The organism is Gluconobacter cerinus, assembly GCF_002723935.1.
Classification (GTDB): domain Bacteria; phylum Pseudomonadota; class Alphaproteobacteria; order Acetobacterales; family Acetobacteraceae; genus Gluconobacter; species Gluconobacter cerinus.
Genome location: NZ_BEWM01000001.1, coordinates 509,359 through 531,338 on the forward strand (window position 1 = coordinate 509,359; position 21,980 = coordinate 531,338).

22 protein-coding genes, 1 tRNA gene and 1 riboswitch are annotated in these 21,980 nt (G+C 58.5%); of the genes, 8 read left to right on the forward strand and 15 right to left on the reverse strand.

The genetic code is table 11. The features are described 5' to 3' along the window. Window positions 1-85: 85 nt before the first annotated feature. The 13 genes from tilS to secA form a co-directional block, all read right to left on the reverse strand. Window positions 86-1,330 carry a tRNA lysidine(34) synthetase TilS gene (gene tilS, locus GCE01_RS02320; RefSeq protein WP_244591050.1) on the reverse strand — a complete coding sequence of 415 codons (1,245 nt, stop codon included), beginning with the start codon at window positions 1,328-1,330 and terminating at the stop codon, window positions 86-88. Beyond that, the gene (locus GCE01_RS02325; RefSeq protein WP_099210678.1) at window positions 1,308-2,195 is read right to left on the reverse strand and encodes a tetratricopeptide repeat protein; all 888 of its coding nucleotides are present in this window, start codon (window positions 2,193-2,195) and stop codon (window positions 1,308-1,310) included. Before GCE01_RS02325 ends, tilS begins: the two co-directional genes overlap by 23 nt. 155 nt (window positions 2,196-2,350) lie before the next feature. Beyond that, the gene (gene pal / locus GCE01_RS02330; RefSeq protein WP_046899934.1) at window positions 2,351-2,830 is read right to left on the reverse strand and encodes a peptidoglycan-associated lipoprotein Pal; all 480 of its coding nucleotides are present in this window, start codon (window positions 2,828-2,830) and stop codon (window positions 2,351-2,353) included. A gap of 598 nt (window positions 2,831-3,428) precedes the next feature. After that, window positions 3,429-4,793 (reverse strand): Tol-Pal system beta propeller repeat protein TolB, encoded by a 1,365-nt coding sequence (gene tolB / locus GCE01_RS02340; protein ID WP_086634401.1) that lies wholly within the window; start codon window positions 4,791-4,793, stop codon window positions 3,429-3,431. Between the two features lie 17 nt (window positions 4,794-4,810). Further along, the gene (locus GCE01_RS02345) at window positions 4,811-5,806 is read right to left on the reverse strand and encodes an energy transducer TonB (protein WP_099210680.1); all 996 of its coding nucleotides are present in this window, start codon (window positions 5,804-5,806) and stop codon (window positions 4,811-4,813) included. Window positions 5,807-5,818: 12 nt separating this feature from the next. After that, entirely contained in the window at window positions 5,819-6,256 is a 438-nt protein-coding gene (gene tolR / locus GCE01_RS02350; protein ID WP_046899937.1) for a protein TolR, read from the reverse strand. 3 nt (window positions 6,257-6,259) lie between these two features. Beyond that, complete coding sequence (tolQ, locus tag GCE01_RS02355; RefSeq protein ID WP_046899938.1) at window positions 6,260-7,003, reverse strand: protein TolQ; 744 nt, start codon at window positions 7,001-7,003, stop codon at window positions 6,260-6,262. Between the two features lie 77 nt (window positions 7,004-7,080). Beyond that, complete coding sequence (ybgC, locus tag GCE01_RS02360) at window positions 7,081-7,506, reverse strand: tol-pal system-associated acyl-CoA thioesterase (protein WP_046899939.1); 426 nt, start codon at window positions 7,504-7,506, stop codon at window positions 7,081-7,083. 29 nt (window positions 7,507-7,535) lie between these two features. Beyond that, complete coding sequence (ruvB, locus tag GCE01_RS02365; RefSeq protein ID WP_046899940.1) at window positions 7,536-8,579, reverse strand: Holliday junction branch migration DNA helicase RuvB; 1,044 nt, start codon at window positions 8,577-8,579, stop codon at window positions 7,536-7,538. After that, window positions 8,576-9,178 (reverse strand): Holliday junction branch migration protein RuvA, encoded by a 603-nt coding sequence (gene ruvA / locus GCE01_RS02370; RefSeq protein ID WP_064273851.1) that lies wholly within the window; start codon window positions 9,176-9,178, stop codon window positions 8,576-8,578. Before ruvA ends, ruvB begins: the two co-directional genes overlap by 4 nt. Then, a complete protein-coding gene (gene ruvC / locus GCE01_RS02375; protein ID WP_046899942.1) occupies window positions 9,175-9,681 on the reverse strand; it encodes a crossover junction endodeoxyribonuclease RuvC in 507 nt (168 codons plus the stop codon). Before ruvC ends, ruvA begins: the two co-directional genes overlap by 4 nt. Then, window positions 9,678-10,427: a YebC/PmpR family DNA-binding transcriptional regulator gene (locus tag GCE01_RS02380; RefSeq protein WP_046899943.1), complete on the reverse strand. Its 750-nt coding sequence runs from the start codon at window positions 10,425-10,427 to the stop codon at window positions 9,678-9,680. Before GCE01_RS02380 ends, ruvC begins: the two co-directional genes overlap by 4 nt. Before the next feature lie 32 nt (window positions 10,428-10,459). After that, window positions 10,460-13,198 (reverse strand): preprotein translocase subunit SecA, encoded by a 2,739-nt coding sequence (gene secA / locus GCE01_RS02385; protein ID WP_064274169.1) that lies wholly within the window; start codon window positions 13,196-13,198, stop codon window positions 10,460-10,462. Window positions 13,199-13,470: 272 nt separating this feature from the next. Between secA and GCE01_RS02390 the strand changes: the two genes are divergently transcribed. From GCE01_RS02390 to GCE01_RS02410, 5 genes are all read left to right on the forward strand, one after another. Beyond that, window positions 13,471-14,391: a peptidylprolyl isomerase gene (locus GCE01_RS02390; protein ID WP_099211107.1), complete on the forward strand. Its 921-nt coding sequence runs from the start codon at window positions 13,471-13,473 to the stop codon at window positions 14,389-14,391. Between the two features lie 10 nt (window positions 14,392-14,401). Beyond that, on the forward strand, window positions 14,402-15,637 hold the full coding sequence (gene argJ, locus GCE01_RS02395; protein ID WP_099210682.1) for a bifunctional glutamate N-acetyltransferase/amino-acid acetyltransferase ArgJ: 1,236 nt from the start codon (window positions 14,402-14,404) through the stop codon (window positions 15,635-15,637). 103 nt (window positions 15,638-15,740) lie between these two features. Continuing rightward, entirely contained in the window at window positions 15,741-16,970 is a 1,230-nt protein-coding gene (locus tag GCE01_RS02400; protein WP_099210684.1) for an NAD(P)/FAD-dependent oxidoreductase, read from the forward strand. A gap of 52 nt (window positions 16,971-17,022) precedes the next feature. Continuing rightward, the gene (locus tag GCE01_RS02405; protein ID WP_046899947.1) at window positions 17,023-17,772 is read left to right on the forward strand and encodes a 2OG-Fe dioxygenase family protein; all 750 of its coding nucleotides are present in this window, start codon (window positions 17,023-17,025) and stop codon (window positions 17,770-17,772) included. A gap of 53 nt (window positions 17,773-17,825) precedes the next feature. Further along, window positions 17,826-18,386 (forward strand): hypothetical protein, encoded by a 561-nt coding sequence (locus GCE01_RS02410; protein WP_064273848.1) that lies wholly within the window; start codon window positions 17,826-17,828, stop codon window positions 18,384-18,386. Window positions 18,387-18,403: 17 nt separating this feature from the next. On the opposite strand, the gene GCE01_RS02415 is transcribed toward GCE01_RS02410, so the two are convergent. Further along, window positions 18,404-18,477, reverse strand: a tRNA-Gly gene (locus tag GCE01_RS02415). A 110-nt stretch (window positions 18,478-18,587) separates the two neighbouring features. Then, a riboswitch (SAM riboswitch) is annotated at window positions 18,588-18,667 on the forward strand. A gap of 79 nt (window positions 18,668-18,746) precedes the next feature. Here GCE01_RS02415 and metZ point away from each other — a divergent pair. Genes metZ through GCE01_RS02430 form a run of 3 tightly spaced genes read left to right on the forward strand, consistent with a single transcriptional unit; the run spans window position 18,747 to window position 21,674 of the window. Further along, complete coding sequence (gene metZ, locus GCE01_RS02420; protein ID WP_064273847.1) at window positions 18,747-19,940, forward strand: O-succinylhomoserine sulfhydrylase; 1,194 nt, start codon at window positions 18,747-18,749, stop codon at window positions 19,938-19,940. A gap of 41 nt (window positions 19,941-19,981) precedes the next feature. Next, entirely contained in the window at window positions 19,982-20,455 is a 474-nt protein-coding gene (gene apaG, locus GCE01_RS02425; RefSeq protein ID WP_086634393.1) for a Co2+/Mg2+ efflux protein ApaG, read from the forward strand. A 52-nt stretch (window positions 20,456-20,507) separates the two neighbouring features. Further along, window positions 20,508-21,674: a bifunctional 2-C-methyl-D-erythritol 4-phosphate cytidylyltransferase/2-C-methyl-D-erythritol 2,4-cyclodiphosphate synthase gene (locus GCE01_RS02430; RefSeq protein WP_099211109.1), complete on the forward strand. Its 1,167-nt coding sequence runs from the start codon at window positions 20,508-20,510 to the stop codon at window positions 21,672-21,674. A gap of 125 nt (window positions 21,675-21,799) precedes the next feature. Here GCE01_RS02430 and GCE01_RS17330 read toward each other — a convergent pair whose 3' ends face one another. Next, window positions 21,800-21,928 (reverse strand): hypothetical protein, encoded by a 129-nt coding sequence (locus tag GCE01_RS17330; protein ID WP_255376441.1) that lies wholly within the window; start codon window positions 21,926-21,928, stop codon window positions 21,800-21,802. Window positions 21,929-21,980 lie beyond the last annotated feature (52 nt).

A 21,980-nucleotide genomic window follows, 5' to 3' on the forward strand; every position in this document is an offset into this window, starting at 1 on the left:
TGACTTCATAACATAGGCGGTCCTGCCCATGATCCTACCCCACCAAGGGCAGGAAAACGCATTTCCACGCATTTTGGTACGCTTTTCACCCATTTACGCCGTTTTCGCCGGTAACTGGAACCCCGCCAGCCCAGACGAATGGAACCGTTCCGGCCCTTTCCAGAAAATCTGGCAACCCTATGACATAGCCGTCGCGCCAGAGAGCGGGGAGTGCCTGTAATGCTTCGACAGGAATTCCCAATCGTCTGGCATCAAGACCCTGCGCCCCACTTCCAAGAGCTCCAATAAGAGTTCCTTCAGGCACATCCTCTTGCAGGCATCGCCAGCGCCCATCCCAGAGAGGCTGCCCGGCAGCACAGACAGATGCCTCTACAGATCGCATTTCTCTGACAAAGATAACGCCGTCCCCAAATCGCCCTGCTGTCCGCATGATCACGCCCCCGAGTGAGCCTCGTCCCTGCTTTATGAGTGACAGGACTTTCTCACGCGATGGGCGATAACGACTGCCAGAGACCAACCGTACCAGAGCAGACACGCTGTCCTCGCAAACGCCGTTTTTTCTTAAGAAAACCCAGCCCGCAGGATGCCATACGGCCTCATTCGCCAGTAAGTCAGCTAAACCAGCGTCTCTTACCGCGCGGTTCAGTACGGCGCCTGCTTGCCACTCGCGAGCTTGAGTCCGCTCGCTCTGTGTCAGATCCTGGCGCCATCGCACCCGTTCAAATCGACGATTCTGATTGGAAGGATCTTCGACCCAACTCAGGCTGGCAGCTCGCAGCGTCCCTCTCAGGCGTTCGGGATGACAGGCCAACAACGGCCGAACAATCCTGATCCGCCCCCGAATGGCAGAGGCAGCAATCCCAGCCAAACCGGCCTGTCCGCTTCCAGCACCATGCCGCATCGAGACGGTTTCATCCTGGTCATGAAGATGGTGCGCCACCAGAAGGTCCAGGCACCCTGCGTCGACACATGCCCGTTCCAGAGTATCAAATCTCGCATCCCGGGCTCGCTCCTGAAGCCGCCCCTTTGGAAATGGCCCCAGAGTTAATACCCGGGCTTCCACCCCCATCTCGGACAGCCTTTGAGCCGTTAGTCTCGCTTCTGCTGCGGACTCGGGACGCAGGGCATGGTCAACAATGAAGGCGAGAACATACTGGCGCCAGCGCCGTGCAAGCCATGCCAGCGCCAGAGAGTCTGCGCCTCCGGAAACTGCAAGCCCGACCGGCGCGATTGGCGCATCAGGCAACCAAGGCCCCAAAGACTCCATCCAGGCAGAAAACTCTGCCGCCTGGATGGGAGTTTTTACATCAGTGACAGGCTGCACGCCCACGGAACGTCGCTGCTGCCGATTTGACGCGAGGCGTCGGTGTCGGGAATTCGGTCTTCAGCTTATCAAGTGCCTGACAGGCCGAGTTCTTATCGCCCATAGCCAGCAGAGAAGCCGCAACACCCAGGAGGGAGTCCTGTGCTTTCGGCGTTTTCGGAGCTTTATTGTAGGCGTCGTAATAGGCGACTGCAGACTCACGATACTGCTTCTGCCCCGCTAGGGACTGAGCCAGCAGGAACTGAGAATCCATTTTACCCGAAGCGCTTTTGGCGGTCTTCACGGCAAAGCGTGCATTCGTTTCAGCATCTTCATACTTGCCAGCCTTGAGGGCAGCATTGCCGGCCTTCAAAGCTTCAAGAGCCGTTTTGGGGGCCTCATCGGAAGACGCAGGCGCCGTCTCTGCTGCTTTAGACGAGGCCACAGCAGCACCGGCGGCGGCAGGAGCAGATGCTCCACCTCCACTGCCACCATTCTGGGAGGCGAACTGCATGTCAGAAATCTGCTTGGACAGATTGGCCTGCGTTTCCTTCTGCGCATTGCTGAGCTGATCCAGCTCACCCCGCATCTGACGGTTCTGCTCTTCAAGCGCAGCAACACGCTCGAGAAGCTGGGCCGTCATGTTGCCATCAGTTCCCGAAGAGGAGGAACCACGCGATGATGACGAACTTGGCGCAGGCAAAGGCCCACTATTCTGGATCTGCGAAAGCTGCTGCCGCAATGAGGCAATTTCATCCTGAAGGGCAATCGCCTCGCGGGAGGAAATACCCCCACCATCTGACGCGTCCTGAGCCATGACTGGCAGGACAGGACAAAGCACAGAAAGCGCCGTTCCGAGCATGACGGCACGGAGGGGACGGGACAGGGCCATGCAAGATCTCCTGAAACATGTTCGACGCCCGGCCTGAGCGCCCTCTCGCAATCACCGGCGAGTTCGGCTGATGAACAGTCTTAAAACAGAAACGGCCGGGGGATAAACTCCCCCGGCCGTTCAAACTGTCAGTCCGTCAGACGGATGACCTGGGTTCAGCGAACCGAGGTGATCGCGTTACGGTTCTGAGCCCATGAGGCTTCATCGTCACCGTCAGCCGTCGGACGATCCTTGCCGTAGGAAATCGTCGTGATGCGGGAAGCGCTCACGCCCTTGGCAACAAGGTAGTCACGAGCAGCATTCGCACGACGCTGGCCGAGAGCAATGTTGTATTCTTCGGTGCCGCGATCATCGCAGTTACCAGCGATCTGAACGCTGACCTGCGGGTACTTCGCAAGCCATGCAACCTGCTTATCCAGCGTCGCACGAGCTTCTTCAGAAAGCTGGGATACATTCAGCTCGTAGAAGATACGGTCGCCAACATTGGCAACCAGGTCAGCTTCGCTGCCCGGCGTCGGGCCGGCTTCCTGCGTGGCTGCGCCAGCACCGGTGCTGTTGCCCGTATCGGTTTTGCCGTCGGAGCAGGCTGCGAGAACAAGCGCCAGACCAAGCGCACCAAACACCTTGAACTTCATGTGTCTCAACCCTGAGAACGGTTCCGTATCAGAAACCGAAATGCGGCATATTGCCGCGTTGTTCCGGACCACACACCCTTCCACTCAGGAACGCTCAAGAATCCTTTACGAACTCTCTGCGACCCACTGGAAAAGCACTGGCCACTAGCGCCCATACCCATGACTTAAATCCGGGGTCAAGCATCCTGTGAGGGCCTACCCCCGAGCCAGAGAACGATTCTGTTTCGAAACTAGAAAATGCAACATAAATGTCACAGCAGTTAGACAGGAATGTGGCGGAATTCTGCCAGTTGTTTTGCTGAACATTCTTTAATCGTTTTATCCTCATGCAAGCCTTGCGTATCAGCCAAGCGCCGCATGCGGGGCACATTCAATCCGGGAGCTGAGGCGCTAAAGTCGATTTACAGAAGATGCGATGGAACGCCGGACTCTGACACCTGGAGAGAACGCCCAAAATCGACTCCGTTCAAACCCATTTTTTACGCATTTCATCAGGACAGATGTTTCGTGCCCCTGTGTGATCGAGCGAACGCTCCAGATCTGTTCAGGGCAAAATACTCCCCGTTGATCGTTGCCAACGGGGAGGGAAAAAAGCTGATCAGCCGTTCAGTGGAGACCAGGCTGGATCAGAAGCCCCTGTTGCCGTGCGAATTGGGCGCTCATTGAAGCCCGTGATGTCGATTGTACCGATGCCAGATGCAAACCCGGCACCGCCCGCACCCGAAGCGCTTTGACGGCAGAACGCCAGCACACGGCCATTCGGGCAGAACGTCGGAGACTCGACAGTAAAGCCCTGCGTCAGGATACGTTCACCCGTACCATCCGGGTTCATGACGCCCAGAGAGAAGCCACCATGCCCAATGCGGGTAAAGGCAATCAGATCGCCACGAGGTGACCAGACCGGAGATCCATACTGGCCGGAGCCATAGGAAATCCGGCGTGCACCACCGCCCGATGCTCCCATGATGTAAAGCTGCGGGCTGCCACCACGATCGGAGTTGAACACGATCTGGCTGCCATCCGGGCTGAAGCACGGGCTGGTATCAATCGCACCACCAGAGCTGGTGATCTGATGCTTGCTGCGGGAGGCCAGATCTACAACAAAGATGTCAGATCCACCACCGCGCGTTGCAGACAGAACAACGCGGCTTCCATCCGGAGAGAAGCGCGGCGCGAAGGAAATGCCGTCAAACTCACCCAGCATCTGCTGACGGCCAGAGCCCAGATCAAACAGATACACGCGCGGACGGTTGTTCGCATACGACATGAACGCAACCTGATCGCGCGCCGGGTTAAAACGCGGTGTCAGGGTCAGCCACTGGCCGCCTGTCAGCATTCGGGAATTGAACCCGTCCTGATCCATCAGCGCCAAACGGGTGATCTGATGACGGCGCGGACCTGTACGGGCAATATAAGCGATACGGGTATCGAAGTACCCCTTCTCGCCCAACATCCGCTCGTAAATCACGTCAGCAATAATATGTGCAATCCGACGCCAGTTGGATGGCGACGCCGTATAGGCCGTACCCTGAAGCTGCTCACCGGCAACAACATTCCACAGGCGCATCTCAACGCGAACACTGCCCGAACCAACTGCACGTCCGGCAACAGCAGCGCGCGCGCCCTGAGCCTTGAGCGCACTGAAATCCGGCGTGCCACTGGGCGACACATCGCCTGTCATCACTTTGAACAGGCCAGTCCCAGCCAGATCGGAAGAAATGACACTGGAGATCTGTTCACCCATTCCGGCACCAAAGCTCGGAATGACAATGGGGATAGGCGCCTGACGAGCCTGATCAACAGTAATTTCAGCTTCCCCAGCCCCACCGGCCGCAGTTCCTTGCGCAAAAGCAGAAAGCGGGGTTGCAAGAAGACCACCAGCCGCGGCTGTGGCACCGAGGATGGAACGGCGCGACAGCAGCGCGCTCAGAGCATCAGCTTCGGAATCGGAAATGAAGGTCATGATGATTCCTCTAGGGTTTACGGCCTGAAGACAAAACGCAGCTGATGCGTCTGGCCTAGCAGGTTGGAAGGAATGGGGAGATGGGCACAGGTCGGGCTCAGAACCGCATCCCGCGCACGCTCGGCCAGCACACGATAGGATGGGTCTGACGCCATCTTCGCTGCCGTATCAGGAGCATACTTCACAAGACGCGCCTCACCCGTTGCATCCACCGTCACAATCAGATGCGCGACAAAGCTCGCATAGTTCCGCGCTTCCGTGTCTTCCGTGTAGCAACGCCGCACGGAGCCACCGATCGCCTTCTGATCCGCCATGGACAGAGACTTGGTGATATCGCCATTCGGCACACCGCCGCCATCCGGCGCACCACCCTGTGGCGGATTGGCCTTCGCCTTGGGTGCATGCGTCTGCTTCTGGTCAGACCGGAAACTATCCAGTGTGGCCAGCAGGGAGTGACTGTCCGCCTGCGTATTCTTGGACGCATTCGGCTGGGTCAAATGCGAGAACTTCGGCGTATCCGGCAGCTTGTCAGCCTTCTGTGTCTGCGGGCTCGGGGGAGCCACCATTGCAGACTTAGACGGCGGAGACGGCTTCGGCGGAGACGCAGGAACAGGCTCAGGCGACGACTCCGTAATTTTTGGCGGAAGCTTCGTCGGCGGCAGAGGCTGAGGCTTTGTCTCAGGCGTAGGCGGAACAGGCTGCGGCGGCGGTGGTGGCGGAGGCGGTTCTTCCGTCGGCGCCTTCAGAGGAGGCGTCGGAGACGGAGGAGCCTCGTTCTTCACGGGCGCAGGCGCAGGAGCCGGCTTCGGAGCCGGATGGTCAGCCTTGATGGGATGGGTGGGAGGCCCTGCCTCCTCAAATTCCATCTGCACCGCCGGAGGCTCCGGCGGTTCAGGTGGTTTCTCGAACGGGATCCGCACAACCAGGTACAGGATCAGTGCCGCATGGACACCGACTGAACCCAGAAGCGCGTTGCGAAAGCGACGCCTGTCCGAACGACGTGGACGCACCACTGCGGTGTCCTCTTACTGGCCGCTCTGAGGCTGCTGAGCCAGCAGTGCCACATGCGTAAAGCCGCCAGACGTAATCTGTCCCATGACCTGCATCACGCGACCATAGTCGATATGTGCATCAGCCCGGACAAAGATCCGATGGTTCGGATCGTTCTGGGACTGGACCTTGAGCTGGTCCACAAGCTGCTCGGGTGTGATCGGGTCTTCCCCCAGATACAACGAACCATCGTTGCGCAGGGAAACCGTGATCGGCTTGGTGTCAGCATTGACCGGGCTGGCATCCGTCTTGGGCAGATCGACATTGACGCCACTGGTCATCATCGGCGCCGTCACCATGAAAATGATGAGCAGCACCAGCATGACGTCCACAAGCGGCGTAACGTTGATCTCAGACGCGGGGCGCCGACGACGGCCACCCATACGCCCACCTCCTCCAGCGGACATCCCCATGGATCAGGCCTTCCCGCTGGACGTCTCGTCCGCACGTTCTTCCGACTGACGGGAAAGAATGGCGGCAAATTCGGTCCCGAACGCATCCATGCGGTCCGCGAACTTGTCCAGCGAGTTGCTGATGACGTTATAGGCCACATAGGCTGGGATAGCGGTCACAAGACCGATCGCCGTTGCGAACAGAGCTTCAGAAATACCCGGGGCCACAACGGAGAGGTTGGTGTTGTGCATGGCAGCGATCGAGCCGAACGCATGCATGATACCCCAGACCGTTCCGAACAGTCCGACGAACGGCGCAACCGGGCCAATCGTGGCAAGGAAAATCACGCGGCGACCCAGACGGTCGTTTTCGCGCGAAACGGTGATGTTGATGGCACGGTCGATACGGTCCCGCACGCCACCGCGCGCCAGATCAATTCCGACAATCCGTGCCGAACGACGCCATTCGCCCATGGCAGCGCCGAACACGGCAGCCATCGGATGAGTCGGGCGTGCGCCATCAGATTCGTAAAGGTCGTCCAGCGAACCGCCGGACCAGAAACGGTCTTCAAATTCCGTTGCTTCGCGATTGACGCGACGCATCAGAAGGATTTTTTCCGCAATGATCGCCCACACGCCTGCACTGCACAGGACGAGCCCGACCATGACCAGCTTAACGACGATGGACGCGTGCAGGAACAGGTCCAGAGGCGACAGACCGGCCGCACCGACCGCCCCAAGCGCACTCGAACTTACCTCATGATCCACTGTTCTCTCCTGTCCAGATCCTGTCCCTTACGGGTCAAGACTCTCCATTGCACTTCGTGAGGAAACAGGAAAGTGGGTCAGACCTCTCCAGCCTCGAGTTTTCGAACAGCATCACACCACCGAGGCGGAATTTTGGCAGGTTTCATGGCTTCAGCAGAAAGACACGCCAGCTCTACGTCAATGACGACGGCGGTTTCGTTGCCATTCGTGCTGTTTCGAACAGTTTGTTCAAGTTTCAACCGCGTTGGCGTCATTGCAACCAGCGCTGTCTCGATTTCCATTTCATCATCGAGTCGCAACGGCGCGCGATAACGCACCCCAACTTGCCGCACGACAAACGCCAGACCAAAATCGCGCAGAAGCTCCGTCACCGAAGCCCCTGCATCGCGCATGGCTTCACTGCGCGCACGTTCCGCAAAGCCGAGATAGCGGGCATGATAGACGATGCCACCTGCATCCGTGTCTTCATAATAAACCCGGAAACGGATCTTATGCGTTGCCATCAGTTTCTCCGCTCATTGGCAGTAGCTCTTCAGCCTGCCGTGTCGTCGTCGAGCCCGGACAGAAGATCAACCTGGCTCGCTGGCGGGTTCAGGCCCAGATGTCTCCACCCAGCCTCACCCAGCATGCGCCCCCGCGCTGTCCGCAGGATGAGCCCCTCCTGAATCAGATAAGGCTCGATGACGTCTTCCAGTGTGTCACGCGCCTCTGCCAGACCGGCAGCCAGCGTCTCAACACCTACAGGGCCACCATGGTGGTGCTCTGCGATACGCTGCAGATAGCGGCGGTCCATCGCATCCAGACCGCGCTCATCAACTTCAAGACGGGAAAGTGCGGCATCAGCCGTTGCGCGATCAATGATCGGCTTCTTCGCGACAAGCGCAAAATCCCGAACACGGCGCAGAAGACGGCCCGCGATACGGGGCGTGCCGCGAGAACGACGGGCAATTTCCTCTGCTCCGTCATCATTCAGATGAACCCCGAGCTTCGTGGCGCCGCGTGATACGATCGCCCGCAACTCTTCCGGCGTGTAGAACACCAACCGCAGGGGAATACCAAAACGATCCCGAAGAGGCGTTGCCAACAGGCCTGCACGGGTTGTCGCAGCTACAAGCGTGAACGGCGCCAGATCAATCCGCACCGAACGTGCTGCCGGCCCTTCCCCGATAATCAGGTCGAGCTGGAAATCTTCCATCGCCGGATAGAGAATTTCCTCGATCGCCGGCTGAAGACGATGAATTTCATCGATGAACAGCACATCACGAGGCTGGAGATTTGTCAGGATTGCCGCAAGGTCTCCAGCGCGCTGAATCACCGGCCCAGATGTCGCCCGAAATCCAACGCCCAATTCACGCGCCACAATCTGCGCTAGTGTCGTCTTCCCCAGACCTGGCGGTCCATGCAGCAACACGTGATCCAAGGCATCCCCACGGGCCTTTGTTGCCTCGATGAAGATAGCCAGATTTTCACGGCTTGCTTTTTGCCCTGTAAAATCCGCTAGCGTTTCAGGCCGCAAGCCGCCTTCGGCAATATCGTCCGGCAGCCGCGCGGCGTCCGTTTCACGAAATTCGCTCATCGGGCGAGATCCTTCAGGCAAAGGCGAATTGCCAGATCAAGCGAGGCATTTTCGTTTTCGGCCAGAACACGACTGAGAACAGGCCACGCCTCTGCCCGCCGAAAGCCGAGACCAGCCAGAGCCAGGAGCGCATCATTCTCGACGTTTGGCCCGGTCACCACGCCTGGCATAGGGGCGGACGCGCCACCACCGGGCATCTTGGCGACTTTGTTGCGAAGTTCGCTCAGAATTCGATCGGCAAGACGAGGGCCGACACCTGCCGCCCGCGTCAGAGAACCACGATCGCCCGCATTGATTGCCAAGAGAAGCTCACCGGGAGAGTTGGCCGAAAGGATCGCCAGCGCGACCTTGGCACCCACACCTTGCACGGTCGTCAACAGGCGGAACCACTCACGTTCGTCCGTTGTCACGAACCCATACAGAAGGATCGCGTCTTCCCGAACAACGGTTTCGATCAGAAGACGCACGACTTCCGGAGGCTGCGGAACGGATGAGAGTGTGCGTGTTGACGCTGACACCACATAACCAACGCCATTGACGTCAACGATGCAGCGCTCTCCTTCGATCTGCCCGACAAGCCCTGTAAGCTGTCCAATCACGCCATCCGCCTTCCAGCCGTTACATAGGCCGCACTTGCACGATAATGGGCATGGCAGATCGCTACAGCCAGCGCATCCGAAGCATCGGCCTTGTAGATGGCGACGCCGGGCAATAGCCGCTTCACCATCATCGTGACCTGTTCCTTCGTGGCAGACCCGGTTCCCACAACAGATTTCTTGACTGTCATAGCGCCATATTCCGCTACCGGAAGGCCTTCGTAAGCGGGCGTCAAAAGCGCCACGCCACGTGCATAACCGAGCTTGAGCGTGGAAGAGCCATTGCGGTTTACGTAAGTTTCCTCAACCGCCGCCTCGGCGGGAGCATACTCACGGATCAGGTTCTGGAGTTTCCCGTGCAGCTCACAGAGCCGCAGGGGAACCGATTCATGACCATCCGTCGCAATCACACCAGAGGCCACATGCTTCAGGCGGTTGCCATCCACATCAATAATTCCCCAGCCCATGAAACGCAGGCCGGGGTCTATTCCCATCAGACGGATCAAGCGGCGAGCGCCTGCGCCACATCGTCTGGAAGGTCAAAGTTGGCGTAAACAGCCTGAATATCGTCGTTATCTTCCAGAACGTCGATCAGCTTCAGAACTGTCCGGGCCTTCTCTTCGTCCAGAGAAATGCTGTTTTCCGGGCGCCAGTCGAGCTTGGCGGACTGTGGCTCGCCGAAACGACCTTCAAGAGCGTCACGCACTGCGAAGAAGTTTTCCATCTCGCAGGTGATCTCGTGCCCTTCCTCGGTCAGCACGGCATTATCCGCACCAGCCTCAATGGCGGCTTCCAGCATCTCGTCTTCAGAGGCGGCATCGACCGGATACGTCACAACACCCAGGCGCTGGAACATGAAGGACACGGAGTTCGATTCACCCAGCGAGCCGCCATGCTTGGAGAACGCTGCCCGAACTTCACCAGCCGTCCGGTTCCGGTTGTCGGTCAGGCCTTCGACGATGATCGCCACGCCAGCCGGGCCGTAGCCTTCGTAGCGCACTTCCACATAGTCTTCGCCGCCAGCAGCACCAGATGCCTTCTTGATGGCACGCTCGACGTTATCTTTCGGCATATTCGCTTCACGCGCTGCGGTGACAGCAGCACGCAGACGCGGGTTGGATGCCGGGTCAGGCAGACCGGACCGCGCTGCAACCGTGATTTCACGCAGGATCTTGGCGAACTGCTTGGCGCGCTTGGCATCCTGCGCACCTTTACGGTGCATGATGTTCTTAAACTGTGAATGACCGGCCATCGGTCGCTCCTTCCTCTACGGGTGTCAGAGGCTCAGACGAGCCTGCCATGACAGTGTTTGAACTTCTGGCCCGAGCCACACGGGCAAAGCGCATTGCGCGGCGTTTCTTCATACCACTGCTGAAGCGTCGCTGCATCCGGCTCGTTAACTGAGCCAGCAGCCGCAAACTGTGCCTGCGGCGCTGCAAAGCTCACAACAGGCTCTGGCTGCGTCAGTGCGGGCGCTGCTGGCGGCGCTTCGAAGCTTTCATGGTGTGCAGAGCTATCGACCACCGGATACGGTGGCGGCTCACTCACAGCCTGGATCCGGCACATCGTCTGCGTCACACGCAGGCGCATGTCATCCAGCATCGCCGTGAACATCTGGAAGGCTTCCTGCTTGTATTCGTTCAGCGGATCCCGCTGACCATACGCACGCAGGCCGATACCCTGGCGAAGCTGATCCAGCCCATGCAGATGCTCTTTCCAGACGGCATCGAACGTGGTGAGAACAACCTGCTTCTCGATCATGCGCATAAGGTCCGGCCCCATATTGGCCGTCCGGGCAGCCTGAGCCTTCTGGGCTTCGGCTTCCACGCGCTCGATCACGCTGTCAGCGTCCATACCGTCTTCCTTCGCCCAGTCAGCGATCGGAAGTTCGAGATTCAGGACGCGGGAAATTTCAGCAGTGAGCCCAGCCGTATCCCAAGCCTCGGCAAAGGATTTCTCAGGAATATGGGCATGAACCAGATCTTCAATTGTGTGCAGGCGCAGTTCCGCAATCACACCCGACAGATCTTCGGACGACATATATTCCTTGCGCTGGGAATACACTTCCTTGCGCTGGTCATTCATGACGTCGTCGTATTTCAGCGTGTTCTTGCGCATGTCGAAGTTACGGGCTTCAACGCGCTTCTGAGCCTTCTCGACGGCCTTGTTCAGCCAGGGGTGAACAATCGCCTCCCCTTCCTTCAGGCCCATCTTCTGCATCATCGCGCCCATACGGTCGCCAGAGAAAATGCGGATCAGATCGTCTTCGAGGGACAGGAAGAAGCGGGAATTCCCCGGATCACCCTGACGTCCCGAACGGCCACGCAACTGGTTATCAACACGACGGCTCTCATGCCGCTCCGTCCCGATGACGTATAGGCCGCCGGATTCATGAACCGCGCCATGATTGGCTTCAACGGCTGCACGGATTTCTTCGGTGATGCGCGCACGCTCTGCGTCATCCTCGATCCCATCCGTGTAAGCATGGGTCAGCATCTCGATGTTGCCGCCCAGTTTGATGTCCGTTCCACGACCCGCCATGTTGGTGGCAATCGTAATGGCACCCGGCGCACCAGCCTGCGCGATGATGCTGGCTTCTTTCTCATGATGACGCGCATTGAGCACGCTGTGCTTGATGCCGCGCTGATCCAGAATGCTGGAAAGGTACTCGCTTCTTTCGATGGACGTCGTCCCCACCAGAATTGGCTGCCCCTTGGCGCTCACTTCCTGGATCAGATCTGCAACGGCGTTATATTTTTCGCCCGCAGTCAGATAGACTTCATCGTCCGTATCAATCCGCTTGACGGCACGGTTCGTCGGAATTTCAACAACCGTCAGGTTATAGATTTCCGCGAACTCATCCGCTTCCGTCATAGCCGTACCCGTCATGCCGGAGAGCTTCGGATACAGGCGGAAGTAGTTCTGGAATGTGATGGATGCGAGCGTCTGGTTTTCCTGCTGGATCTCGACGTGCTCTTTCGCTTCCAGAGCCTGATGTAGGCCATCGGAATAACGACGGCCGTCCATCATACGTCCGGTGAATTCATCAATGATGATCACCTTGCCGTCACGGACGATGTAATCAACGTCCCGCGTGAACAGCGTATAGGCGCGAAGCGACTGCTGAACGTGGTGAACAACAGCCACGTTATGAATGTCGTACAGACCACCTTCCTGCAGAACACCGTCCTGGTTTAGTAGCTCTTCGATACGGTGTGAGCCAGCTTCCGTCAGCGTAACACTGCGCAGCTTCTCATCCTTGTCGTAAGCTTCCGGCTCCAGCACCAGCTTGGCCACAACCGCATCAACAGTCCGATAAAGGTCGGAGCTGTCATCTGCCGGGCCAGAAATGATCAGCGGCGTCCGGGCTTCGTCGATCAGGATGCTATCCACCTCATCCACGATCGCGTGGTTGAACGGACGCTGCACCATATCGCCGAGCGAATATTTCATATTGTCGCGCAGATAATCGAACCCGAACTCGTTGTTCGTTCCGTAAGTAATATCTGCTGCGTAAGCTTCACGACGTTCCTCATCCCCCAGATTCGGGATGATCACGCCGGTTGTCAGACCGAGGAAGCTGTAAAGAACAGACATTTCCTCGGCATCACGACGGGCCAGATAATCGTTCACCGTCACAACATGCACGCCCTTGCCGGACAGCGCGTTCAGGTAAACAGCCAGCGTTGCAACAAGGGTCTTGCCCTCACCGGTCCGCATTTCCGCAATGCGACCGTCATGCAGAACCATCGCGCCGATCAGCTGCACGTCAAAATGACGCTTGCCCAGAACACGGCGGGAGGCCTCACGGCAGACGGCAAAAGCTTCAGGCAGCAGTTTATCAAGGGTTTCGCCTTGGGCGACCCGCTCCTTGAACTCTACAGTCTTGTGCTGAAGCTGCTCGTCACTGAGCCCCTGAACCGTGGGCTCCAGAGCGTTGATCTCCGGCACACGGCGCTGATACGCCTTGAGCGAACGATCATTGGCGGAGCCGAAAAGGGCGCGTGCGAGGCGTGCGAACATGCTGAACCTTGAGATGCCGAGCACCCGGCCGGAAAAGCTCTTTCCACCATCGGAAAGACCTCCCAAACCGGGCAATGACGATTTTCACGTCAGGTGGAGATAGGACCCGTGTGCCCATGGGTCAATGGAGAGGGACCAGAGAAGGCCCTCAAAATACCCATTTCCGCTACGTGACGGAATGGTAAGGGTGCGCGCACTTGCAGGGTTGAGCGGCCTTTGTCATGGTGCAGTCCATTCGTTTTTTCTTATTCTTTATGGTCCGAGGTATTTTCATGCGGCTTTCCCGCTCCACTCTCGCCTGTGCAGCTCTTCTGGCTGGCACGTCGGTTTCGGCTCCCCTCGCATTTGCTGCTCCGGCCGCACCTGCTGCAACCGCTCCGGCCCCGGCTGCTGCACCTGCTCCGAACCCGGACATGGTGATTGCAACCGTTAACGGCGAAAAAATTACCTTGGGTGACGTTCAGCAGGCTGCTGGCAACCTGCCGCCGCAGGCTCGTCAGCTTCAGCCGTCCATGCTGATTCCGCTGCTGGTCAACCAGCTCGTCGATCAGAAGGCAATCCAGATTGCCGCTGGCAAGGAAGGCCTGACCAACAAGCCTGAAGTCAAGGAAGCCATGCAGAACGCCGCCAACAGCGCGCTGCAGAATGCTTATCTTGAAACCAAGGTTGGCCCGCAGATCACGGATGCTGCCCTGCACGACTACTACCAGACGCATTACGCCAACCAGAAGCCAGAGCAGGAAGTCCACGCTCGCCACATTCTGGTGGAGACGGAAGCTCAGGCCAAGGACATCATCGCCCAGCTCAACAAGGGCGCTGACTTCGCCAAGCTTGCTGGCCAGCTGTCCAAGGACAAGGGCTCCGCTGGTGCCAATGGTGGCGATCTGGGCTGGTTCAAGAAGGGCGACATGCTGCCGGCTTTCTCTGAAGCCGCTTTCTCCATGAAGCCGAACACAATCTCCCAGACGCCGGTTCACACGCAGTACGGTTACCACGTGATTCAGGTTCTGGGCTCCCGCACGGCTCCGATCCCGAGCTTTGACCAGATCCATGACCAGGTCCGTCAGGAACTGATCCGCGAGAAGGTTCGCCAGATCGTTCAGCAGGCTGAATCCCAGGTGAAGGTTGTTCACTTCGACGCACAGGGCAAGCCGGTCACGGCCGCTCCGGCACCGGCTCCTGTCAAGAAGTAAGACTAAGACCATGGCAAAGCCGATCCCCGTCTCTCCGCTGGCCCGTCCTCTCCCGGACCTTTCAACGGTTGCTGGTGTTCGGCTTTCCGCCGTCGCCGCGGGCGTCCGCTATCAGGGACGAACAGACCTGATGCTCGCGGAATTTGTCCCCGGCACGATTGTCGCAGGCGTTTACACCAAGAACGCCTGCCCTGGCGCACCCATCCTGTGGTGCCGCCAGGCTCAGACAACTCCCTATGCGCGCGCTCTTCTGGTCAATGCTGGAAACGCCAACGTCTTCACAGGCCGGGCCGGCATTCAGGCCTGCGAAGACTGTGCAGACGCTGTGAGCAAGCTGCTCGACTGCCCCCCGCAGGACGTTTTCCTCTCATCGACAGGCGTCATTGGGGAAAAGCTTCCACAGGACAGAATTATTGCTGCCCTGCCCGCTGCCCAAGCTGGCCTCTTGGAAGATAACTGGGCGCAGGCTGCCCGCGCCATCATGACGACGGATACCTTCCCCAAGGCCGCGCGTCGCGACGTGACGATTGGTGGCAAGCCGGTTCGCCTTCAGGGTATAGCCAAGGGTTCTGGAATGGTCGCCCCCGACATGGCCACGATGCTGGCCTATGTTGCGACGGATGCGAAGCTTCCCCAAAATGTTCTCCAGTCCCTTTTAGCCTCTGGCTGCGCGCAAAGTTTCAACTCCATCACAGTCGATTCGGACACCTCCACGTCAGACACCCTGATGCTGTTCGCAACCGGCCTGGCCGATAATCCGGCCGTTGATGACGTCAACGATCCCGCTCTCGCCGAATTTACCCTCGCCCTGAATGACCTGCTTCTGGAGCTTGCCCTGCTGGTTGTCCGGGATGGCGAAGGGGCGACGAAGCAGATCCGCGTTGAAGTCACCGGTGCTGACTCCAATCTTTCCGCACATCGCATTGCGCTCTCGATTGCCAACTCGCCACTGGTCAAAACGGCCATCGCTGGTGAAGACGCAAACTGGGGCCGTGTCGTGATGGCTGTAGGCAAGAGTGGTGAACCCGCAGACCGCGACCTTCTGTCCGTTGCCATCGGCGGAACCTGGATCGCGCGCGATGGTGGCGTTGTAGAGAACTACGATGAAGCCCCGGTCGTCGCGCACATGAAGGGCCAGGACATCGAAATTACAGTCGATATGGGGCTTGATGATGGACAGGCCCGCGTGTGGACGTGTGACCTGACGCATGGCTACATCGACATCAATGGTTCTTACCGCAGCTAGAGCGATCAACACGAGAGCGGGAGCGGGGGTTGTGCAGCCCTCCGCCTCCCGTTAGCACAGGTATCGCTCCAATTGGCGGGCGCTTGGTATGAGGAAACTGTCCATGTCTGCTGCAACTCGTGTCGTTGTTCTCGGTGGCGGTGTCGGAGGTCTTGAGGCTGCTACGGCCCTTGGTCGCCGAAACAACATAGCCGTGACACTCGTTGACCGCAGCCCGGTCCATTACTGGAAGCCTTCACTGCATGAATTTGCAGCAGGCACGATGCAGCACGACGGCAACTGTATTCCTTTCACCGAAACTGCTGAAAAATTCGGTTTCAGCTTTGTCCAGAGCCTGCCCACCGCCGTTGACCGTACCGCTCAGACAGTCACGCTCGAAAACGGGAGCACCCTCCCCTACGACTATCTGGTTGTCGCGCTGGGTTCCCGCGCCAATGATTTTGGCATTCCAGGCATTCTCGATCACTGTCGCTTCATTGACAGCCTCAATGACGCAGACACTCTGTACTCCGAATTCCGCAAGGCTCTTCAGGCAGCGCGCGCTGCTGGTCAAAAACTGAGCCTCGGTATTGTTGGTGGTGGCGCCACAGGTGTTCAGCTCGCTGCCGAGCTTTGCAAAGCCATTGATGAAGCGCCCGGCCTCGGCCCGTCAGTTCGCAAAACGGGTCTTGATGCTGTCCTGATTGAAACCGGGCCGCGCATCCTTCCCGCCTTCCCGGAAGCCGTGTCCACGGCAGCAGCCAGCCAGCTCGAAAAGCTTGGCATTTCTGTGCGTACGGGCGCCATGGTTGTTGGCGCTGACGAGCATGGTTTTAATCTCAAGTCCGGCGAGCAGATTCCTGCGACTCTCCGGGTCTGGGCTGCGGGTGTTCGCGCCTCTGATGCCACAGGCCTCTTTGATGGCCTGGAACGCGGCCGTGCAGGGCAGCTTGGCGTGACACAGACGCTTCAGACAACTGAAGATGCCAAGATCTTTGCGATTGGCGACTGCGCCCGCATTGACGCCGCACCAGTGGCCCCAACGGCTCAGGCTGCCCGCCAGCAAGGCCAGTATGTTGGGCGCGTCCTGCCGCAGATCGTTGCGGGCCAGACACCTGCACCATTCGTCTATAATGATCGCGGCGCCGTCGTGGCCCTCGGCGATTATAACGGCTGGGGCATGCTGGATGCCAATCGCAGCTTCGGTGGCGGCCTGGTGTCCGGTCTGTTTGCACGCCTTATTCACGAAGGGCTGTACCGCCAGCATCAGGCTGGTATCGTGGGCCTGATAAAGACGGCTTGCACAACGGTGAAAGAGCATCTTTCTCCCGTAAAGCCAGACCTCGGCGCCTGAAATCGCCCGACAGATGTGACCGTCGGGCCGTGGCATCACCAAGTGAGCGGACATGACCGACGCACATCTGCCTTCCACGTTCGATCAGACCATGCAGCGGGTCGAAAACGTCCTGTCTGACAAGGGCTTCAAATTTCTCCAGGCGGATACCATGCGTCCGCTTCTGGAGCACGAAGGCCTGACAGACTGGGACAGTTTTGCCGCCAGCTGGAACGACCTCGGTCTTGATCTCTACATGGCCGATGGGGGCCGCTACCGCCGCCGTCGCTATGCGACCTTTACGGTCAGTTCCGAAAACATCACGCGCAAACCAAATCAGCCTCACTATCAGAGCCGGGATCACAACCTGCTCAATGGCGGCATCGAGCGCTGGTTCGGGCCGATTGAAGACGCGATTGCCACTCATCCCGCCATGCTGGCAGCCATTCGGACAATTGGCCGATTCGCAGATGCCCTGACACCCTCCGAATCACGGCCCGAAACGTGGCATGCAGAGGTTCACCAGTTCCGGATTGAAGCCAATCCTGACAGTGAAGGGCGCCCCACCCCGGAAGGCATGCACCGCGACGGTGTGGACTGGGTGCTCGTCCTGATGATCGGCCGCCACAACGTTGAGCAGGGTGTGACGACGATCCACGATGACCAGAAAGATCTTCTGGGCTCATTCACCCTGACCAAGCCATTTGATGCTGCGATCGTGGACGATCATCGCGTTTACCACGGCGTTACAGCCGTCACCCCACAGGATGCAGACAAACCTGCCTATCGTGATGTGCTGGTTATCACCCTTCGCCACGAATAAACCTGAAATCTCCGATGGATCGACAGGCTTAATTCCGTGTTAAGAATAACATCATGACGATCCAGCAGATTCTTTCCCGTATCCGGCTTCGCCATCTGGCGCTGCTCACAGTCTCAGCCCTCTCGGTCGCCGCTACGGTGAGCGCTGCGACAACGCATCACCGGACGCATCACACGCGTCAGGCAAATGCCGTCAGCGCAGGGGCCGCACCGGTCATCCTGTCTGCCCATCCCGGCACGCAGCTTGATATCGATGCCCGCAAACTGAACACGGACGATCTGGAAGATGCCGCCAAGCATCACGATCAGCCGGTCGTGCTCGTCGGCTCTGCCCCGCTCTCTGCTGGGAAGAATGACGAAGCCCTGTTCGTTCAGCTTCAGTCAGCCCGGCTCTGTGGGTCTGCTGGCTGCACCACATCCGTCTATCTGCGCCACAACGACAGCTGGAAAACAGTTCTGGATTCCGTGAACGGCGATATTTCCGTTCTCCCCACACGCCATAAAGGCATGCATGACCTTCTCGTTGGCAAGAACGACAAGTGGATCTGGGACGGCAACGAGTATCAGGACACGCTCAGCGCGCCACCCATGCCCAAAATGAACGGGCCGAACTAATAATTTTCAGGAAAGTCTGGAGCGGGTGAAGGGAATCGAACCCTCGTATGCAGCTTGGGAAGCTGCCGTTCTACCATTGAACTACACCCGCGACGTCGCTGCTTATATCCCCCCCTTTGCGCCTCTGCAATCCATGCCGAAGGGGTGTTGACGCAAAACCACTCCTCGGCCCATAGTCCGCTCGTGAAATGGCCATAAAGACCGTTTCATCCTCGTGATTTGAGCGGCCGGCTTGCGGCGAGGATAAATAACTGCGCTAAAGAGGCCCTGCGGTTTTCCATTCAAGATTTCCCAGGACTTCCACGGCCCGCCACATGCTTTCCGCCTATCCGGGTGGAAACCTTATGGAGGGACTGATCTATGTCTTCAGAAAACTGGCGTACTGCTACCCGTCTCCTGCACGACGCACCGAACCGCACTGAATTCGGTGAAACGTCCGAAGCCATCTTCCTGACATCGGGCTTTGTCTACGACAGCGCCGAACAGGCTGCAGCGACGTTTACGGGTGACGTGGAGCACTTCCAGTATTCCCGCTTCGGCAACCCTACTGTCGACACGTTGCAGGAGCGTCTCGCTCTGCTCGAAGGGGCTGAAGCCTGCATCGCGACCTCTACAGGCATGGGTGCCGTTTCTTCGGCTCTTCTGGCCCATGTGAAGACTGGGGAGCGCGTCGTCGCATCCCGCGCCATCTTCGGGTCCTGTTACTGGATCGTCACCAGTCTGCTGCCGCGCTACGGCATTGAGACGGAACTGGTCGATGGTGATGACTATGAGGCATGGGAGCGCGCGCTGTCCCGCCCGACAGCCGCTGTTCTGATTGAAAGCCCGTCCAACCCAATGCTGGACGTTCTCGATATCCAGCGCATCGCAGACCTTGCGCACAAGGCAGGCGCGCTGCTGATGGTGGACAATGTGTTCGCATCCCCCATCGGACAGTCTCCCCTCAAGCTCGGTGCTGACGTCGTGCTGTATTCCTGCACGAAGCACATTGATGGTCAGGGCCGTGTCCTAGGTGGCGCTGTTCTGGGCAGCGACAAATGGATCAAGGAGACCCTCCAGCCCTTCACCCGCAACACGGGTAACGCGCTGTCTCCGTTCAATGCATGGGTACTGCTGAAGGGGCTGGAAACTCTCAAGCTTCGGACCGAAGCCATGGCACGCAATGCTGCAGATGTCGCAGATGCGCTCGCTGGCCTGCCGGGCGTTGTGAATGTCCGCTATCCAGGCCGTAGCGATCACCCGCAGCATGAACTTGCTCAGAAGCAAATGAGCAACGGTGGATCTCTCGTCGCTTTCGAAGTCGAGAACGGCAAGGCCGGTGCTTTCGCATGCCTCAACGCCTTCGGTCTCATCGCAATTTCCAACAACCTGGGTGACGCCCGCAGTCTGGCCACGCATCCGGCAACCACAACGCATATGCGTGTTGGCGAAGATGAACGCGCACGTCTGGGCATCACCGACGGCGTGATTCGTCTCTCCGTTGGTCTGGAAGATGCAGCCGATCTGATTGCAGACGTCACCGCCGGTGCCGCTGCTGCTCACGCTGCAAAATAAGTTTTCCTGACAAAGGCGCGGGATGACATTAGAATGGCGTTATGCCTGACAAGTCATCCCAACCCCATCTCCTGGCTGATCCGGAAGCGGCAATGGCCGAAGCCATGGAAAACGCCCCCCGTTTCAGCCAGATAACGGACGACGTGACCGTAACCGTCCGCACGTTCTGGCTGGACGACCAGTCCCAGCCCGAAGACCACCGCTTTGCGTGGGCGTATCACATCTGCATTGAAAATGGTCGGAAGGACACCTTCCAGCTAATTTCCCGGAGTTGGGAAATTGTGGACGGCCTTGGACGGACTGAACACGTTCACGGAGATGGCGTTGTTGGAGAACAGCCCATCATCGGTTCGAAAGACCAGTATGATTATACGTCTGGCGCCATGCTCACCACACCGAGTGGCTTCATGCGCGGCACGTACCACATGCTCGAACCTGTTTCAGGCCAGCGCTTTGACGTGCATATCCCCACGTTCAGCCTCGACAGCCCCCACGAAGCCGGGCTGCTGCACTAACTCCTGACACCTACCCTTGACGTTGCGCGCCCGGCAGCCCATTCCTGCGCGCATGCGTATTGCTGCCCTTCTTCTCGCCGCCGGTCGTGGCCGGCGCTTTGCAGCTGGCTCGCCCGAGGATGAGGGCTCCAGCAAGCAATTCCGGATGCTCAGGGGAAAACCCGTCATCCGCCGTGCCGCTGAAGCTTTGCTTCCACACGTGGATATCCTGCTTCCCGTAGGAGATGACCCACTGCTGGCTGACAGTCTGGCCGGGCTGAATGTTCTGCCGCCCGTATCAGGCGGTGCAGAGCGTCATGACAGTGTACGCAACGGACTGGAAACGCTCGCAAATCTGACAGAGCCCCCGGATCTCGTGCTTGTCCATGACGGAGCACGCCCCTGCGTGCCGCCCGAGGTAGTTCAGAACGTCATTGAGGCATTGAAGGCCCATGCCGGTGTTATCCCTGCCGTTGCGGTCAGCGATACGATCAAGAAAGTGGAAAACGGTATCATTGTCGATACAGTCTCCCGTGAAGGGCTGTGGCGCGCACAGACCCCGCAGGGCTTTCACTTCCCGACCCTGCTCGAACTTCACCGAACCCAACGTGATGCCCGCACCGATGATGCCGCATTGCTGGAACATGCAGGCCATCCGGTCGCCATCGTTCAGGGCTCGGACAACAATATCAAACTGACAGTTGCGGAGGATCTGATGCGTCTTGAAGGTGTAATCGACGGTAACCTGCTACCCCGCGTTGGGCTTGGCTATGACGTCCACGCATTCGAGGAAGGCCGCAAGCTGATCCTCTGCGGTATTGAAGTTCCCCATACGAAGGGTCTGGCCGGTCATTCAGACGCCGATGTCGGCATCCATACGCTCTGTGACGCCATTTATGGTGCGCTGGCTGAGGGCGACATTGGGCGTCATTTCCCACCAACGGACAACGAGTGGAAGGATATGGACTCCGCCCGCTTCCTCATCCACGCTGGCGAACGTATCCGTGCCCGTGGCGGCTTCCTTGTCAACGCTGACATCACTCTGATCTGCGAACGCCCGAAAATCGGCCCTCATGCCAAGGCGATGCAGGACCGTCTGGCAGAGCTGCTACAGGTGAATGTCAGCCGCATCTCCGTGAAAGCCACCACATCGGAACGCCTCGGCTTCACAGGCCGTGAGGAAGGGATTGCAGCAACAGCTGCCGTCAGCATTATGGTGCCGGATAACGGAGACGCCTGAGCGTCCAGGTTTACTTTCGAGGAAAAATCCAGAGCCCATTCTTCATAGCGGAGAGTGGGCTTTTTTCTTGTCGCACTAACAAAAGCGACAGGCCTGACAGGTTCTCAGGCCCAGTTCATGGCGCTTCAACCGTGGATAGCGCAGACCACGACAATAATCGGCGTAGCGGCAAGCAGAAACCATGCCCCCATGGAGCACTTTGCTACAAGACGTTTACCCATGTGACGCATGGGACGACTGACGGATACCGACATATCTTCCTCGACTCTGACATTGCAGGACAGAGCGGAAACTGCGCCATAACTC